Here is a 16,805-nt window from a genome sequence, read left to right on the forward strand (position 1 = left end):
GATCAGCCTAGATCCGAAATAAGAAGTAGCTAGCTTTGTCAGAAAAGTTATTCACAGGTGAACACTCTGAGTAGGAAAACAGCAATGATATGGCTTTAGTTATTCACATTTTTGCGTGTTGGTTATCAAATGATTGTATTTTCTTTTGATTTTGTGTAGTGGTCCGCTCTCTTTGGGGCAGGCATCAGTGGATCAAAAAGATAAGGTGTTGGGATTCGGAATTGTGACTAAAACTTAGACACTGATGTGTGGGAAAGAATCGTCGATTCTTTCCCACACATTCCTTATGATGCGATTCATCTGTCGGGTTTCTGTCAGGAAAGCATCATGACCTATAGGCGAGCTAATTTTTGCCATACCTAATAGGTTCTTCACGTTGCGCGAGATGTGTTCCTGCTGGTGATAAGGGTAAAGGATGTCGGTATCTACGCCAGCGACCATCGTTGGAACTTCGATGGATGCGAGTGCTTTGTTCAAACCACCTCGTCCTCGTCCGAGATCGTGACGATTAAGGGCTTCGGTGAGTGTTACGTAGCTGCCGGCGTCGAAACGCTCTGCGAGTTTACGTCCTTGATGCTGTAGATAGCTTTCTACGGCAAAGCGTTGTGAAGCATTCCTGTAAGGCCCTAAAGGATCTTCACCACGTTGGGCAGAAGTGCCGAATCTTTCATCAATCTCAAGCTCTCCTCGATAGGTAAGATGAGCGATTCTGCGTGCGGCAGCAAGCCCATCGAGCGGGTAATCGGCGGCGTAGTAGTCGCCGTTGTTCCAATGTGGGTCGCGTTCGATTGCGCTGATTTGAGCAGATTGAATACCGATTTGCCAAGCGCTCGCTCTCGCGGAGACTGCGATCACTAAAGCAGCTCGCAGCATGTCTGGGTAAAGAATCGACCATTCCAGCGTGCGGGCACCGCCCATCGAGCCGCCGATGATTGCATGAATTTTATTAATGTTGAGTGTGTCGAGGAATTGTTTTTCGCAGTGTACGAGGTCGCGGATGGAAAGCGCGGGGAAGCGGGATCCCCAAGGCTGGCCGTCGTGGTGCACAGTGCTGGGGCCGGTAGATCCCATACATCCGCCGAGTGCATTAGTGCAGAGGACGCAGTAACGGCGCGTATCCAGCGCTAGACCGTCTCCGATAAGCCCGTTCCACCAGCTTATCGCGTTGGAATCGCCAGTGAGAGCATGTTCGACGAGCACAAGATTGTCGCCACGAAACGTGCCCCATGCTTGATAGGCGATGACGGCATTAGGGATTGTGACTCCAGCTTCCGTGTGAAAGTTCCCGATGGGGACAAGCGTGAGTTCTCCTGTGGTTGTGAGCATGTCGTGGCTCCTTGACTGTGTGCCGTGAGGATCGCGTACATGCTACATGGACAGCTCTGTCTAGTCCATCCCTCGATACTACGAGTTGTTGCGTCTAGATTTCCGGGCTTTTCGACGTCCTCCCGTCCGCTTTTTCCATAGCGAGCTCATTCCGGGCATAAACCATGTGAGGATTCCCGCTACTGTTGCGGCGATGGCAGCGGCAAGGAGTCGGCTAATCTGTGGTGCGATTAAAAATAAGCCGATGCATGCTGCTGTGATCGCCACCCAAAACAACAGAATAAAAATAAGTTGTTGGCGTCCACAGCCCTGGGCGTTTTCCGCCCAGGGCTGTGTGGGGAAGCGGTTTTTTGCTTCCGTTCTGATCCGTCGGGCCGTTTTTTGTGCTGGGGCGATGGTGGAGAAAAGTATGAAGGCAAGGCCTGCGCCGACGATGATGAGGTCGCCAAACACTGCGCCAAAGGCGAGCGTTGCGCAAGAAAAAGTAATAGACAAACGTTCGGACCAGTTGAGGGGTAAACCTTGGGTGGGATCGACGTCTGGATAGAGGTTCTTAAAGGCTGAGGTAGTGGAGGTATTCATGCAAAATCCTTCGCGATACCAAGGGATGGACTAGAAGATTAGGTAAGTGTAGCCTATACATGTTTTCTGTTAGGTAACACTTCCTTTTTCGTCGCCTCATCTCTGCTCAGCTCTCTTAAAGGGTTCCTTTAGAGGGCTGTTTTAGGAAAGAATTGACGATTCCCTCCCTCTTCTAGGAGCTATCCACTCATGTTGAACCCCCGTCGATTGGTCTTAGGGCTGATGAGCGTCGCGGCTCTTGCTGCTGCACCGCTGTCGGTTATCTTTGCCCCGCACGCTCAAGCTGCCGAAGAACAATGCTCGTTTGATTGGGGCATTAAACAAACCTTTAGGTACTACATGCTTAAAGGCGCAGCCGGACAAACTGGTGGGCAATGGGCTACAGAAGGAATCGGCTTTTCTGGCAGTGACACCGGACATGACGGTGCTTTTAACTTCACCCCGAGCAAAGCGCGTGTCGACGGCTCCACCGCCACCATCCCATTCGGTGGTCTCATCCATTTCAAAGGCCACGATCATGGCAACGGCGTTTATCTGTTGGATATGACGCTTAGCGATTGGAAAGTTGTTACGAACGGCTCTTCCGCGGAAATCAAAGTTGATTACGTCTCCTATGAGTCAGATATGAGCAATACCCACGAACGAGGCGCTCAAATCACTGGCGATGACGTAACCATTGCAACGATTAACCTCACAAATTATGCGGATCCCTCCAGCGGCGCTGTTGATTTAAGCGGCACAACGACTTTGACCAGTGAAGGGGCCAAGCTCTTTATCGCTTATCAGCCTGGGGAGTCGATGGATGACACCCACGGAAATATACGGCTTGATGGTCGCTGCTCCCCGTCTATAGAAGGTGGTAACGGATCAGGTGGATCGACGGGTGGTAAAAAGCGCACACTGGCTTCGATTAAAGGAAACTTTACGGGTTTCAATAAAGAAGCCATGGCTATTTTGTCGGAGACCAATGACACCATGAATGCCACCACGATTTTCATGGACAACGCAGGACACTTTCTTGATTCTTTGAAAGACTTTGAAACGCGTGGGACTGGAGCGGGGAAAACTGAGTCGACAAGTAGGGGCGTGCGGGCGGGTAATGCCACCACAGCAAGCGGTCAAGATTCTGGAAGGAATCGTCAATTCCTTCCTAAAAACGAGACTCAAACTGACCCCCAACCTTCCCAACAACCTTCTGAAAGCGCCAAATCTCAAACATGCGAAGCCGGTTCTGTAGGAATCCAGAGCGCTTCGGCTCGCTGGGGTGTAAAAAAGTCCTTCCAGTCGTATATCACCGGTTCGATAGCAAAAGGGAAGTGGAGCTTGGATCAAGCGACCCACAGTGGTGGCCAATTCGTATTTTCAGGGAATTCTGGAGCTGTGGATGTTTCGAAGCGTTCAGGGAAAATTAAATTTGTGGGTGGAGTGAACTTTAGCGGTCACAATGGTGTGTTGGATTTAAGTATCTCCAACGTTGAAATCGGATTTAATGGGCGCAGTGGCGTGCTCTATGCCGACGTTCGCTCATCTGATATGCAGGGTAATAAGAGCGATTATGGGCATATACCGCTGGCTAACCTGAACTTTGGTTCGTTGGATCTTTCAGACTCTAAAGTTTCGGGCAAGGCCACTACGACCTTAACTAAGGAAGGTTCTGGAGCTTTCGCTGGTTTCTATGAAGCGGGAACAGAACTAGATTCTTTAGATTTTGATGCTGCTTTGGGCGGTTCCGCAGATTGTGCTTCTGGTGCTGCTAAAGCAAGCGGGACAAAAGGCAACAAAGCATCTGGTGCTGCGGCCTCCGCTGGAATCGATCAAGAGGATAAAGATAATGGTGGCACATCGGTTGTCGATGACCAGAGCTCGAATGAGTCTGGTTACAAGAATGGCGCAAAGAACTTTAAGATCCGTCCAGCTGCTGACGATAAAGAAGGCATCGATCCCAACATGTATCTGCTGCTCGTCGTTGCTGGGTTTGTGATCGCCGGAGGTAGTATGGGGCGTTTGGTTCTTAATAATCCGTCGTAGTTGTAGGTTTTCCGTTACTTATTGCTGGTTTGTATGTGATCAACGCTGTCGGGTCAACCATAGTTAAATAGGCTATGGAACTAGACATGCTCGACAGCGCCGAGAATAGGATTTTTAATGAATAAGTTTGTGCGCGTAGCTGCATCGGTGGCGTGTGCGTTGTCGTTGATAAGCTGTGGCGTTCAAGGGTCATATGATTCCACTAAGGAGTTGCGTGAATCCCTTCCTACAGATGTGAAGGATCCTCGAAGCTTTAAAGGGGTATCGGAAGTAAAGAACTTTGACGACGTTCAACCGGTTGCAGACTCAGTTTCCCCAAAGCTGCCTGTGAAGTTGACTGATGCTGACGGACATGAGGTAGAGGTCACAGATGTTTCACGAATTCTAGCTTTAGACATCTATGGCACATATACAAAAACACTTGAGGGCCTGGGGCTGACAAAGAACATCGTGGGTCGTACGGTGTCTTCAACGGAGAATGCGTTGAAGGATCTTCCTGTGGTCACGGAGGGCGGACATACCATTAACGTGGAGGCTGTACTGAATCTTCAGCCTTCGTTGGTTATCGTGGATCACTCTATTGGGCCGCGGGACGCCATTGATCAGATACGTGCTGCTGGCGTTACTACCGTGGTCATGGAACCAACACGCACTATTGACTCAGTGTCTGAGGACATTAAAAATCTTGGCGGAGTGGTTGGACTTAACGACGAAGCCGAGAAACTAGCGGAACGCAGCATCCAAGAGATTAACTCTGCACGGGAAGCGATTAAGAACATTGCTCCAAAGGACCCAATGAAGATGGCATTCCTTTATGCGCGTGGCAACGGTGGAGTCTTTTTCATCATGGGTGAGGGTACGGGCGCTAAGGATCTCATCGAAGGCTTAAGTGCTGTTGATCTTGCCGCTGAGCACAAGCTTTCTTATGCAGAACCTGCCAATGCAGAAGCACTGGCCAAGATCAATCCTGAAGCAATCATCATGATGTCGGGAGGCTTGGAGTCCACAGGAGGTATTGAGGGCTTATTGTCTCGTCCAGGCGTTGCCCAAACGACTGCGGGTAAAAACAAACGAGTGATCACGATTCCCGATGGACAGTCTTTGGCATTCGGACCGCTAACTGGTCAGACCCTTCTCCGAACCGCACAGGCTTTATATGCTCCGCAAACGTAGTACTTCGGTTCGGGATGTTTTTGAGCATCGGGCTAGGCGCAGGGCGATACTTTTTATCGTCCTCGCCGGTTTGGCGTTTGTAGCGTTTGTAACGTCTCTTGCACTAGGTCAGTATTATGTCCCACTGCAAGACTTGCCTTTTATCTTGTTGAATCGGGGCGACGAGAGCCTCACCACCAGTGTGGTGTGGGAGATTCGACTGCCACGTATTGTTTTAGGCTTTTTGGTCGGTGCTTGTTTGGGTGTTGCCGGCACGCTGATGCAAGCAGTGTTTGCAAACCCACTTGCAGAGCCTTCAATCATCGGCGTGACCTCAGGCGCTGGTGTAGGGGCTGCTGCCGTCATTGTGTTTAACGTCGGTTTTCTGGGGACTTTTACGGTTCCTGTGGCTGCGTTTATGAGCGCAGTTTTGGTTACCGTGATTATTTACCAATTGGCACGCCATCAGGGAAAAGTGGCGGTGGTCAACCTTATTCTTACTGGCATTGCGATCAACGCTGTATGCAACGCGTTGATTTCTTTCCTGGTTTATTTAGCCCCGACCGCAAACCGCGAACAGATCGTCTTTTGGCAAATGGGTTCGCTTAATGGATCGCAGTGGAAGCATGTTTGGGTGGTACTGCCGATAGCAATAGCCGGTGTGCTCATTGCAATTCGATTAGGCCGTCAGCTTGATGTTCTTGCTTTAGGCGAACGAGCGGCTGTCCACACGGGTATTCATGTATCGCGATTACGGATTATCGCTATTGCGGCATCGACGATTCTGACTGCTGGTGCAGTTTCCTTTGCCGGCCTGATTGGATTCGTCGGCCTTATCGTCCCACATTTGTTGCGTAGTCTCGTTGGGCCAGAAAACAAGATTCTTTTGCCGGCCTCTGCGCTAACGGGTGCTGTGCTCATTGCTTTTGCAGATGTTGCGGCCCGTACGTTGATTCCTTTTGCTGATTTACCCATCGGCATCTTCACTGCAATAGTCGGCGGGCCAACATTTTTTGTCTTGCTTCGTCGTATGCTCAAGAAAGGTTCGGTCCATTGAGTAGGCAGCCTGCAGTCGTCGTAAGCGATCTTACCGTCGCCGTCGGTGAGAAAGTTCTGCTGGACAAGGTCACTTTTGAAGCCCGTCGAGGAGAAATCACTGGCCTGATAGGTCCTAATGGTGCGGGGAAATCGACGCTTCTTGCCGCAATCAGCGGTGATCTTGAACGAACGAGGGGCACTATTGACATTCTGGGTCACGATCCAGCAACTAGCTCTCCGAAAGATTTGGCGCGGGTCCGTGCCGTCATGATGCAAGACGTGAGTGTCTCTTTTGAGTTCCTTGTGCGTGATGTAGTCGCGATGGGCCGACGTCCTTGGGAGGGCACCGAAAAACAGCTTTTCGACGACCGCCTCATCGATGCCGCCCTCGCCGCCACGGATGCTGCTCATCTTGCTGGACGCGATGTAATTACTCTGTCCGGGGGCGAACGTGCGCGTGTGGCTTTATCTCGAGTCTTAGCCCAGCAGACACCGGTAGTGATGCTTGATGAACCAACTGCTGCGCTAGATATCCGCCATCAAGAACAAGTTTTAGGTCTTATGCGTACGATTGCTCGTGAAACGAATGTAGCGGTGATCGTTGTGCTTCATGACCTCAACGCGGCCGCCGCATACTGCGACCGGATAGTCTGTTTAGCCAACGGTTGCGTTGCGAAGGAAGGAATCGTCGATTCCGTCTACACAGACGAGAATCTGTCTACGGTATACGGATGGCCGATCCACGTAGAAAAACATGCTGATGGTTCCCTTTCCGTCCACCCTGCACGCGATCAGGGCGGTAAACAAGAATCAGTTTTCGTTTCCTTGGTGCATCAGGCAGAGGCTGCCGCTCTCTAGAGGGGTAAAAACGGGATCGGTTTGCCAACGGTTTAACGCCACAGGGGTATTCGGGGTGAGTCTTTAGTTCTTGAGTTAGGTAAGGCATGCCCTTTTTCAATAAGGTATGCCTTGCCTTTAAAAATCTCTAAAGATAGGATCCCCGCGTGTTTAAGCGACTTGCTGTCCCCGTGGCAGCCACCATGATTGCTGCCGGTATTGCCGTCCCTCAGGCTGTGGCATCTGAAAAATGCTCGATCGAAGTTGTAAGCGGAACGCTAAATTGGGGGATTAAGCAATCGTGGCGAAGCTATATACAGGGCCCTATTGCAAAGGGGAAATGGGAAACTACAGGTTCCGTCTCCGAAGGTAGCGGAGGGAAGAGCGGTGCCGGTTTTGCTTTCACGTTTGATGTAGATCCTCAAACTTCTAAGGTAGCTCTAGACTCCCAGGGAAAGGTTAGCTTGGCAGAGATTAAGACAAAACCTTCGTCTCTTACTTTTACAGGACATGGCGATTCTCTTCAGTCGATAATGAAGAGCCCTTACGTCTCGATTAATGGTCGGGACGTAAAAGCTGGGGCATCTTATGAAGGGTACTACGTCGAAGGTAAGGAGATGACCAAATATGAGGCGGCAGATCGTACAGAGGCCAATAAAAGGACTGGTACGGACACTTTTGCTTCAGGTCAACTTGAAGGGTGGAAGCTTAATGGCGAAAGCTTGAGCTTTGCGGGGAAAAATATGAAGTACACCCCCAAGCCTCTTACCGACGGTAAGAAAAATGTTATCGACGGAATAGACATACTCTTTATGGGTATATATAACGATGAATACAAACCCGAAATTGACGATGTAAACATTGAGCTAACAGTTAAAAACAACTGCGGGATCAAAGACGGTCGAGTTCCTGATGCTGGAAAGCCGGATTCCCCGAAAGACCTTTCGCTCGGTAATTTCCCTAAGATTTGGAGCATCGTTCTGGGAGTCGCTGGATTGGTAGCTACGGTAGCTGTTTTGTTCCAGGTTGCAATGAAGTCCGGCGTTTTGCGGAATCTTCCATTCATGAACGTGTAAACTGTTCAATAGACTTTGGGTGGGGCGGGCTAAATAAAGCACGTGAGACAAGAAACAAAAATCTTGTCTCACGTGCTTTGTCTTATTAGATAGCGCTAAGGCCTGCTTGTAGGTCGGCGATTATGTCTTCGATTGACTCGATTCCGACTGAAATACGCACTGTGGCAGGCGTAATGCCAGCAGCTTCAAGGGAAACTCTATCGGATTGGGAGTGAGTGGTGGTGGCTGGGTGAACTACCAGCGAACGAACGTCTCCGACATTAGCTAGGTTTGAATGGAGCTTGAGGGCGTCGATAAAGCGCCATGCTTCCTCTTGTCCTCCGCAGATATCAAAGGACAAGACTGAGCCTGTGTGGGAAAGATTGAGCTTTTCTTTCGTAACAAACCACGGGGAGTCAGGGAGTCCGGCGTAGTTAACTTTGGCTACTTTGGGGTGTTTGGCAAGGAACTCTGCGACGGCCTGTGCATTTTCATTGTGGCGCTGGACGCGTAGTGAGAGTGTATCCAAGCCTTGCGCGGTTACCCAGGCGTTGAAGGGGGAAGGAGCCGCGCCGGTATCGCGAAGCAATCCGACACGTGCCTTGAGTCCAAATGCTGCTGGTCCAAGGTCTATGTATCTGAGGCCGTGGTAGGCGGGATCGGGGGTTACAAAATCAGGGAAGAGGGGTTTTCCGTGCTTTTCGACGCTCCAGTCGAAGCGGCCGCCGTCGATAAGCACTCCTCCAAGGCCTGAACCGTTGCCGGTGTAAAACTTTGTGAGGGACGCTACGACGACGTCGGCGCCAAGATCCAGCGGTCGAACGAGCGCTGCGGTGGCAAGGGTGTTATCGACGATCAGCGGCACGCTGTTTCGATGCGCGACGTCTGCGATTGCGGGAATATCAAGAATGTCGGCTTGGGGATTGGCAAAGGTCTCGCCATACAGGGCGACAGTGTTGTCCTGGATAGCGTCTTCCCATGACGCGGGGTCGTCGGGGTTATCCACGAACGTTGTTTCTATTCCGAGGCGTGCAAAAGTGGCTGTAAAAAGGGTTTCCGTGCCGCCGTAGATTCTTGGGGAAGAAACGATGTGGGAGCCGGCGCGTGCGATGTTGAGAATCGCCGCGGTCTCTGCAGCCATTCCGGAGGAAAATAGGACGGAATGGACACCTCCTTCCAGGGAAGCGAGTCTTTCTTCGACCGCATTGACTGTTGGATTGGTGAGCCGGGAATATACCGGTCCTGCGTCGGAAAGGTTGAAACGGTTCGCAGCATGTTCTGCGTCGTTGAAAACATAAGAGGATGTGAAATAAATGGGGAGATTCCTCGCGCCGGTGTCCGTGTCGACGGTTTGGCCGGTATGGATAGCGCGGGTATCAAAATTCCATTGAGCAGATTGGGAGTTGTCGTACTTGGTAGTCATTTCTTGCCTTTCTGAATAATGTGCATTGGCAAGAACGCTAGACTGCATCAATGAAAAAATAAACAGCTTGGTCTATTTTTTGAAGAAAATGCAGGTAGTTGGTGAATTAAAATATAGACTAAGCGGTTTTTGGGGATGGGAAAAGCCGCCCTCACGTGTGAGTGCAGGACGGCTTTTTTAGGAGACTACTTTATGGAACTAATGATGTTGTTGTAGCTAGCGACGGGACGCATGATCGCGGTGGTCTTGGCGTCATCGGGCTGGTAGTAGCCACCAAGATCGGCAGGGGTGCCTTGAACTGCGAGCAGCGCATCGGCGATTTCATCCGAGTGCGCCTCCAAGGCCTCTGCGACAGGTGCGAATGTGGCGGCAAGGTCGGCGTCTTCGGACTGAATCGACAATTCCTTCGCCCAGAACTTGGTAAGGAAGAAGTGCGAGCCGCGGTTATCGATTTCTCCTGCTTTGCGCGATGGAGAGTAACCCTCGTTGAGGAGGGTTTCGGTGGCGCGGTCGAGGGCATCGGCAAGTACCCCGGCCTTGGTGTTGCCTTCGGTATTGGCAAAGTGGCGTAGGGACTCCGCTAGAGCGAGGAACTCGCCAAGGGAATCCCAGCGGAGGTGGTTTTCCTCGACAAGTTGTTGGACATGCTTTGGAGCGGATCCGCCGGCGCCTGTCTCAAAGAGTCCGCCGCCAGCCATGAGAGGAACCACGGAGAGCATCTTGGCGGAGGTGCCGAGCTCAAGGATTGGGAAGAGATCCGTGTTGTAGTCACGGAGCACGTTTCCGGTAACTGAAATGGTGTCCTCGCCGCGGCGGATGCGGTCGATGGAGAACTGGGTGGCGTCGACAGGGCTCATGATGCGGATGTCGAGTCCCTCGGTGTCGTGGTCGGTGAGATACTTTTCCACGAGAGTCGTGAGGTTGCGGTCGTGCGCGCGCTCAGGATCGAGCCAGAATACTGCGGGCATACCGGACAAGCGTGAACGAGTAACTGCCAGCTTAACCCAGTCCTGGATAGGGGCATCCTTGGCCTGGCAGGCGCGCCAAATGTCGCCGGCCTCTACGTTGTGCTCGATCAGGACTTCACCAGCGGAGTTAACAACCTGTACGGTGCCGTTAGCTTCGATCTTGAAAGTCTTATCGTGTGAGCCGTATTCCTCAGCTTTTTGTGCCATCAGGCCCACGTTGGGGACGGTGCCCATGGTGGTTGGATCGAATGCGCCGTTCTTCTTGCAGTCTGCGATAACGGTTTGGTACACGCCTGCGTAGGAGGAATCGGGGATGACGGCCAGGGTGTCCTGCTCTTCATCGTTCTTGTTCCACATATGGCCAGAGGTTCGGATCATAGCCGGCATGGAGGCATCAATGATGACGTCGGAGGGGACGTGGAGGTTAGTGATGCCCTTGGCGGAGTTGACCATGGCGATGTCGGCACCCGATTCGAGGGCTGCATCGAAAGCTGCTTTGATCTCGGCGCCATTGGGGAGAGACTCTAAACCAGAGTAAATCGCGGCAAGGCCGTTCTCGCCATTGAGCCCGGCTGCCTCTAGCTGCTCGCCGTAGGTTGCGAACACGTCTGCAAAGTAGGCGCGGACGACATGGCCGAAGATGATGGGGTCGGAAACCTTCATCATGGTGGCCTTGAGGTGTGCCGAGAAGAGGACGCCTTCATCTTTGGCGCGCTTGACCTGCACTGCTAGGAACTCGTCGAGGGCGCGGGCAGAGATGAAGGTGCCGTCTACGACCTCGCCTTTGAGGACCTTAAGTCCTTCTTTGAGAACCTTTTCACCGTTGTCGGTCACCAATTTAATGGTGAGGGTGTCGTCGGAAGGCATGATGACGGACTTCTCGTTGTGGCGGAAGTCGTCGCTTTCCATGGTGACCACGTTGGTCTTGGAGTCTGCCGACCATGCACCCATGCGGTGAGGGTGCTTCTTGGCAAAGTTCTTCACTGCGATAGGTGCGCGACGATCGGAGTTGCCCTCGCGGAGCACTGGGTTGACGGCCGAGCCTTTGACTGCGTCGTAGCGGGCGCGGATGTCTTTTTCCTCGTCAGTGGAGGGAGAATCTGGGTAATCCGGAAGTTTGTAGCCTTGGGACTGCAGCTCTGCAACCGCGGCTTTGAGCTGAGGGACGGAAGCAGAGATGTTAGGAAGCTTGATGATGTTTGCTTCCGGAGTTTTGGCAAGATCGCCGAGTTCCGCCAGTGCGTCGTCGACCTTTTGGTCCTCCGCAAGGAATTCGGGGAATTGCGAGAGGATGCGGCCTGCGAGGGAGATGTCGCGGGTCTCCACCTCAATGCCTGCGGTGGAGGCGAAGGCCTCAACGACGGGCTTGAGAGAGTAAGTGGCGAGAAGCGGTGCTTCGTCGGTGCGAGTGTAGATGATCTTTGCCATGAGTCTCCTCTTTATTCGGGCTCGTTGTACAAACAAAAAGAATACCTGTTGTACAGCACAAATGCCTCCCCACTGGGGAGAATATGGCCATATGCTGGGGATAGTGGTTGGGGAGTCGGGGGTAAAAACAGTACAACTGTCCTGTTTATCAGGCGGGGGCTCTGCGCTAAATGTCCGCTTACGGTGGTCTGGTAGGAGAGGGCTCAGCCCTCTTGCGTAAAAACAAGCTCGTTAGCTGTAAGGTAGTCCGATGTGCAAAAAATGATGCGTCGCCCGATTCCCCGACAAACTGAAATTTCCGAGCAACATCGGCTCGCCACCATGATCGCCTTGGCGCTCGGAACATTTGGCCTGGGGATCACGGAGTTCGTCACAATGGGGCTGCTCAATCAGATCGCCGCAGATTTTCGTGTCAGCGAAGATACCGCAGGTCACGTCATTGCCGCTTATGCCCTAGGTGTGATGATCGGCGCGCCTCTCATTACCGCATTAACTGGCATGATCCCGCGCCGTAGGCTCCTCCTCATCCTCACATTCGCCTTTGTGGTTGGCAACGCATTGACTTTCTTCGCTTCCAGTTTCCCTGTGCTCATCGTGGCGCGTGTTATTGCAGGATTGCCACAAGGTGCATTCTTCTCCGTCGCAAGTTTGGCCGTTGCGTCGATGGCCCCTGAAGGTCAACGGGGCCGTTCGCTTGCGTTTGTTGGGATGGGGCTTCCTATCGCCACCGTTCTTGGCGTACCTGCCGCACAAGCTCTGGGACATGCCACAAGCTGGCACGCTGCATATTTGCTGGTTACTGTCGTAGGACTGATCACGCTTGGCTTGCTCTGGTTCCTTATGCCGCACATGACCAAGATGAAGCCCACCAGTCCTTTGACAGAATTGGGAGCTTTGGCACGTGGTCAGGTCTGGGCATCACTGCTCATTGGCTCTGTGGGATTTGGTGGCATGTTTGCCGTCTATACCTATATTTCTTGGACTATGACGCAACAAGCTGGTCTGCACGAAAGCCTTATGTGGCTTGTGCTTATGGCTTATGGAATTGGAATGATCGCCGGAAACTGGCTCGGTGGACGCTTGTCTGATTGGAGTGTGGAATACGGGATCTTCTGGGCATTGATTGCCATCGTGGTTACCTTGGCCGGTTTCTTCTTTACAAGCCATAACGCTGTCCTCGCAACGATCAACTTTGGGCTCATCGGGCTTTCCGGCTCGTTGCTGATTCCCTCTCTGCAAATCCGTTTGATGGACGTTGCCGGCCGAGCACAGACCTTGGCTGCTGCCCTCAATCAGTCTGCTTTGAACATCGCCAATGCGGCAGGAGCACAATTCGGAGGCCTCGTGATCGCTGCCGGCTACGGCTATTCTGCACCTGCGCTCGCTGGCGCCGCACTAGGAATCGCAGCCATTATCTTGTGGATCCCCGCTCATATTTTCCGCGTGCGATCTGAGCAGGCGTTGGCGTCGACAAGCTAAGCCCACGACGGATTATCCACGTCAACGCCCCCGCGCCGCGCAGCATCACGAACAAGCTCCAAAAGATAAGGCGCAAGACCCTGGTAGTGGGCGGCAAAACGCTCGTCGCTCACGTACATGTTCGCCAAAATGAGCTGCTTTGAAAGAGACGACTCATACCATTGAGCGATTTGCTGGCTATGTAGCTCAACAATGCGGTCCGCGGCTGCGGTGCCCGGACGCACGCCCGCTTGCCATGCGCGATGTAGCTCGGACACAAAAGCTGCATCCGAGGCCTTAGCCTGCTGCCAGTCGCTCGCGGACATCGAACGCGCTGTGCTTTGCGACGCCGCCCACTCCTCCGAATCGCCCCAACGCGACTCCGCCTCATCCTGGTACTCGACGTAATTTTCGCTCCAGTCATGGGAAAAGGTATCGGCAAAGTCTTGTGGGGTCATGGGGGTTTCTCCTCGGAGTAGCTTTTCGACGGAAAGAATTGTCGATTCTTTCCTAAAAATCTCTTGTTTAAGCAGCTTCAGCTGTCTCTGAAGGTGCTCTTTTTCTGTTGACGGTTCTTCCAAAATTCTCTGGATGGTTTTTAAGCTCAGCCCTGCTTCTCGATACACCAAGATGGTAAAAGCCTTTGTGAGGTCTTCTTCGGTGTAGAGCCGGTAGTCGCTATGGTTGCGCCATTGAGGCTCCAACAGTCCGATCGCGTCCCAGTGTCGCAGTGCTCGTGTGGTTATGCCGAGGAATTCGGCTGCTTCACCTATGGTGAGTTCGTTCATACTTCTATTGTGACGCTTGACGCTGGGGCAAGGTCAAGGAGCACAAATTAAAGTTAGGATGAAGATCATGCAGATTACGACGGTCAACGTTAACGGCATCCGCGCAGCCGTGAAAGAGCGCAGTGAAACAAATCTGGGTATGCTCCCATGGTTGGAAAGTGCCGGTTCCGACGTAGTGCTTTTACAGGAGGTTCGAGCTTCTGAGAAAGACACCTTGGCAGCGCTTGCCCCGGCGCTTGATGCTGGTTGGCATTACGTAGGAGCCCCGGCGGCTGCTAAGGGCCGCGCCGGGGTGGGGATCTTGAGCCGCTCTGAGCTTTTCGACGTCCACGTGGGCATCGAAGGATTTGAAGATTCCGGTCGGTACATCCAGGCAACGCTTCGCGACGGTACTGATGATGTGACAGTCGCCTCGCTATATCTACCTTCTGGTTCTGCTCAGACGGAGAAGCAGGATGAGAAGTATCGCTTTTTGGACGTCTTCGAGCCTTTCCTCGAACAGGCAGCTAAGGACCACAAATACATGGTGATAGGCGGAGACTGGAATATCTGCCATCGTCGGGAAGACCTGAAGAATTGGAAGACCAATAGAAAGAAATCTGGATTCCTTCCAGACGAACGCGCTTTTATGGATTCGGTGTTTGGCACATTCCCCGACGCGGCCTCTCAAGTGGAGGATGCTGGGCAATGGGCTGGTGCTGTGGAGTACGCGTCGGATGCGAAGCGCAAGCCTGCACTGAATCCTCAATGGTTTGATGTGGCGCGACGTTTACAACCTCAGGACGCTCCTTACACGTGGTGGACGTATCGTGGACAAGCCTTTGATACGAACGCAGGGTGGCGTATCGACTACCAGGCTGCGACGCAGGCGATGCTAGATCGCGCAGAAAAGACATGGGTAGATAAAGCAGGTGCTTATGATCTGCGATGGTCGGATCACTCGCCATTGAGCGTTATCTACCATTAAAAAGGTGGAGACTTCGGCACTTACAGAATTTTCGAGTAGGATACACCGGGTTGTCATTCCTGTGTACGTTATTTTCTAGGAGCTTTCATGCGGGTTAAGAGTTTTATTGCGATTGCCGTTGGTCTTGTTTTGTTTGTTGGGTCTCACTTCATGATTAACGCACATGACATTAACTCAATGATTGCTTCCATCATTATGGGAATTGGGGGAGCAATAGTAGTCGGCGGACTAGTAGGAGTTCTTTGTAAAGAACCGCGAAAGCAATAACACATACCTTGCGTAGTCTTCGGACTAAGGCCTGTCGCTTATAGTGGCAGGCCTTTTGCTTATGCATAAGCTTTGCGACGCCTCTCACTAGCCACATTTATCTCCCAATACAGTATTTAGTTTTCTTATGTTGGAAAACCATATTCCACAAGCGTTTAGTGACTTAAATTCAAAATATATTAATTTTATTTTTTATTGACCTCTTAAAGGGGTATTCTTTCCGAATTGCTTGCCAATAACCGGGGAAGAGGTAGCTTTATTTTTTAGTTTTCTTTTTCGTGTACGGATGGTTGGGGCCCTTTTTCTGTATGTGTGAAACGGAAAATTATTTTTATTCATTTTTATTTTTGGAACGTTTTAGCGGAATGTGAAAATGATAATTCGTAAGATTGCTACTTTATGCACTATCGGAATAACTGCGCTGGCTTGTGCTATCACTCCAGTTCAAGCAATGGAAGGGGGAGTGGAAGTAAGTAGCGATGATCAATTAGCGCAGATGGTCATACGGGTTCGGCATTGCACAGGGACCGCAATTGCACCGCATTGGGTATTGACGGCAAGACATTGTTTCCCGGAAAACGCGGAGAAAAGCTATGTTCGTTTAGGTATTGAAAGAGGAACAACGGGAGATCAAGTAGCAATTGACCGTTTTGTAGAGGCGGATAAACCATTGTTTATTCCTAACTCTGACGTGGCATTGCTGCACACTATCCAAGACATGAAACTTCCTCGTTATGCAGAGCTGGACTATATCCCTATAAGCCCTGAAACCCGCGGCACTGGGTATGGCTGGGGTAAAGGCACCGGAAATGTGCTTAAAAAGGGAGAACTCATTGTTAAAACGGTAGGAAAATCCACGTACCGCGGACCGGCTATCGAGGCTTATCACACAGATAACAGCAATACTCAGTCCGGTGATTCGGGTGGGCCACTATTTGTGAATGAAAAGGTAGTCGGCGTGGCTTCTCACAAACCGTGGGGTTATACATATCGATGGGTTAATTACTCGCAGCTTAACGGTCTTGAACATGAGATAACGCAAGCGAAAAACTCAGCAACTTTTTCAGAGACCGATCGGGGTCCGTTTCAGCGGAGATGGAACAACGATCAATGGGAGGACATGGAGTCCACTGATAGCTCTGAATTTTTAGACAATACAGAAGAAAAAACAGAGCAGCCGCCTTTGCTGGAGGTACACACGGAAGACTTGTTGGATTCAGAAGGGGAAGGAACGAAGAAGCCGGAGGCTGATGTAAACGCACATAGCCCCAACCTTGTTGAAGAAAAGGAAGAGTCGCCGACACAGAAGACGACGGGGATCGTAGGAATTGTCATGGGAATACTTGCTGGTCTCGCAGGGATTGGTACTCTTATCGCTTTCCTACTGCAGCACATGAAAATTTGGGGCTAACGCTTAGTACGTCTGGGTGTGGCTCGCTCATAGCGATGCGTGAGTTTATGCTCAGCGTGGGGCGTCGAAAAGCAATG

Annotated in this window: 14 protein-coding genes; 9 read left to right on the forward strand and 5 right to left on the reverse strand. The window is 51.6% G+C overall.

Annotated features, from left to right (window positions below):
• Positions 1-234: 234 nt before the first annotated feature.
• Positions 235-1,326, reverse strand: coding sequence for a homoserine O-acetyltransferase MetX (gene metX, locus CKV68_RS09090; protein ID WP_095076057.1), 1,092 nt, complete (start codon positions 1,324-1,326; stop codon positions 235-237).
• A 78-nt stretch (positions 1,327-1,404) separates the two neighbouring features.
• Complete coding sequence (locus tag CKV68_RS09095) at positions 1,405-1,908, reverse strand: hemin receptor (RefSeq protein ID WP_095076058.1); 504 nt, start codon at positions 1,906-1,908, stop codon at positions 1,405-1,407.
• Between the two features lie 189 nt (positions 1,909-2,097).
• Here CKV68_RS09095 and CKV68_RS09100 point away from each other — a divergent pair, with 189 nt between their 5' ends.
• From CKV68_RS09100 to CKV68_RS09120, 5 genes are all read left to right on the forward strand, one after another.
• On the forward strand, positions 2,098-3,936 hold the full coding sequence (locus CKV68_RS09100; RefSeq protein ID WP_095076059.1) for an HtaA domain-containing protein: 1,839 nt from the start codon (positions 2,098-2,100) through the stop codon (positions 3,934-3,936).
• A gap of 117 nt (positions 3,937-4,053) precedes the next feature.
• Positions 4,054-5,109 carry a heme/hemin ABC transporter substrate-binding protein gene (locus CKV68_RS09105; protein ID WP_029974674.1) on the forward strand — a complete coding sequence of 352 codons (1,056 nt, stop codon included), beginning with the start codon at positions 4,054-4,056 and terminating at the stop codon, positions 5,107-5,109.
• Positions 5,093-6,145: a FecCD family ABC transporter permease gene (locus tag CKV68_RS09110; RefSeq protein WP_014836032.1), complete on the forward strand. Its 1,053-nt coding sequence runs from the start codon at positions 5,093-5,095 to the stop codon at positions 6,143-6,145. Before CKV68_RS09105 ends, CKV68_RS09110 begins: the two co-directional genes overlap by 17 nt.
• The gene (locus tag CKV68_RS09115) at positions 6,142-6,984 is read left to right on the forward strand and encodes a heme ABC transporter ATP-binding protein (RefSeq protein ID WP_014836033.1); all 843 of its coding nucleotides are present in this window, start codon (positions 6,142-6,144) and stop codon (positions 6,982-6,984) included. Before CKV68_RS09110 ends, CKV68_RS09115 begins: the two co-directional genes overlap by 4 nt.
• Before the next feature lie 146 nt (positions 6,985-7,130).
• Positions 7,131-8,039, forward strand: coding sequence for an HtaA domain-containing protein (locus CKV68_RS09120; protein ID WP_095076060.1), 909 nt, complete (start codon positions 7,131-7,133; stop codon positions 8,037-8,039).
• A gap of 85 nt (positions 8,040-8,124) precedes the next feature.
• On the opposite strand, the gene CKV68_RS09125 is transcribed toward CKV68_RS09120, so the two are convergent.
• Both CKV68_RS09125 and CKV68_RS09130 read right to left on the reverse strand, forming a co-directional pair.
• On the reverse strand, positions 8,125-9,441 hold the full coding sequence (locus CKV68_RS09125) for an O-acetylhomoserine/O-acetylserine sulfhydrylase (RefSeq protein WP_095076061.1): 1,317 nt from the start codon (positions 9,439-9,441) through the stop codon (positions 8,125-8,127).
• 185 nt (positions 9,442-9,626) lie between these two features.
• Positions 9,627-11,837, reverse strand: coding sequence for an NADP-dependent isocitrate dehydrogenase (locus CKV68_RS09130; protein WP_095076062.1), 2,211 nt, complete (start codon positions 11,835-11,837; stop codon positions 9,627-9,629).
• A 252-nt stretch (positions 11,838-12,089) separates the two neighbouring features.
• On the opposite strand from CKV68_RS09130, the gene CKV68_RS09135 reads away from it, so the two are divergent.
• Entirely contained in the window at positions 12,090-13,316 is a 1,227-nt protein-coding gene (locus tag CKV68_RS09135) for an MFS transporter (protein WP_013910894.1), read from the forward strand.
• Here the strand turns inward: CKV68_RS09135 and CKV68_RS09140 are convergent.
• On the reverse strand, positions 13,313-14,083 hold the full coding sequence (locus tag CKV68_RS09140; RefSeq protein WP_023635224.1) for a MerR family transcriptional regulator: 771 nt from the start codon (positions 14,081-14,083) through the stop codon (positions 13,313-13,315). The genes CKV68_RS09135 and CKV68_RS09140 overlap by 4 nt on opposite strands.
• A gap of 67 nt (positions 14,084-14,150) precedes the next feature.
• Between CKV68_RS09140 and CKV68_RS09145 the strand changes: the two genes are divergently transcribed.
• The 3 genes from CKV68_RS09145 to CKV68_RS09155 all read left to right on the forward strand — a co-directional run bounded on the left by CKV68_RS09145 (position 14,151) and on the right by CKV68_RS09155 (position 16,728).
• The gene (locus CKV68_RS09145; protein WP_041477308.1) at positions 14,151-15,050 is read left to right on the forward strand and encodes an exodeoxyribonuclease III; all 900 of its coding nucleotides are present in this window, start codon (positions 14,151-14,153) and stop codon (positions 15,048-15,050) included.
• Positions 15,051-15,137: 87 nt separating this feature from the next.
• Positions 15,138-15,317, forward strand: a complete 180-nt coding sequence (locus CKV68_RS09150) for a hypothetical protein (RefSeq protein ID WP_013910897.1) — start codon at positions 15,138-15,140, stop codon at positions 15,315-15,317.
• A gap of 373 nt (positions 15,318-15,690) precedes the next feature.
• Positions 15,691-16,728: a trypsin-like serine protease gene (locus CKV68_RS09155; protein ID WP_095076063.1), complete on the forward strand. Its 1,038-nt coding sequence runs from the start codon at positions 15,691-15,693 to the stop codon at positions 16,726-16,728.
• The last annotated feature ends 77 nt before the right edge of the window (positions 16,729-16,805 follow it).

Source organism: Corynebacterium ulcerans (assembly GCF_900187135.1).
GTDB classification, from domain to species: Bacteria; Actinomycetota; Actinomycetes; order Mycobacteriales; family Mycobacteriaceae; genus Corynebacterium; species Corynebacterium ulcerans.

What these genes read in the sequence shown, in the direction of transcription:
- CKV68_RS09105 (WP_029974674.1), top strand. Translation starts at nt 4,054, where the DNA reads ATGAATAAGTTTGTGCGCGTAGCTGCATCGGTGGCGTGTGCGTTGTCG.
- CKV68_RS09150 (WP_013910897.1), top strand. Translation starts at nt 15,138, where the DNA reads ATGCGGGTTAAGAGTTTTATTGCGATTGCCGTTGGTCTTGTTTTGTTT.
- CKV68_RS09125 (WP_095076061.1), bottom strand. Translation starts at nt 9,441, where the DNA reads ATGACTACCAAGTACGACAACTCCCAATCTGCTCAATGGAATTTTGAT.
- CKV68_RS09140 (WP_023635224.1), bottom strand. Translation starts at nt 14,083, where the DNA reads ATGAACGAACTCACCATAGGTGAAGCAGCCGAATTCCTCGGCATAACC.
- CKV68_RS09155 (WP_095076063.1), top strand. Translation starts at nt 15,691, where the DNA reads ATGATAATTCGTAAGATTGCTACTTTATGCACTATCGGAATAACTGCG.
- CKV68_RS09130 (WP_095076062.1), bottom strand. Translation starts at nt 11,837, where the DNA reads ATGGCAAAGATCATCTACACTCGCACCGACGAAGCACCGCTTCTCGCC.
- CKV68_RS09095 (WP_095076058.1), bottom strand. Translation starts at nt 1,908, where the DNA reads ATGAATACCTCCACTACCTCAGCCTTTAAGAACCTCTATCCAGACGTC.
- CKV68_RS09110 (WP_014836032.1), top strand. Translation starts at nt 5,093, where the DNA reads ATGCTCCGCAAACGTAGTACTTCGGTTCGGGATGTTTTTGAGCATCGG.
- CKV68_RS09145 (WP_041477308.1), top strand. Translation starts at nt 14,151, where the DNA reads ATGCAGATTACGACGGTCAACGTTAACGGCATCCGCGCAGCCGTGAAA.
- CKV68_RS09100 (WP_095076059.1), top strand. Translation starts at nt 2,098, where the DNA reads ATGTTGAACCCCCGTCGATTGGTCTTAGGGCTGATGAGCGTCGCGGCT.
- metX (WP_095076057.1), bottom strand. Translation starts at nt 1,326, where the DNA reads ATGCTCACAACCACAGGAGAACTCACGCTTGTCCCCATCGGGAACTTT.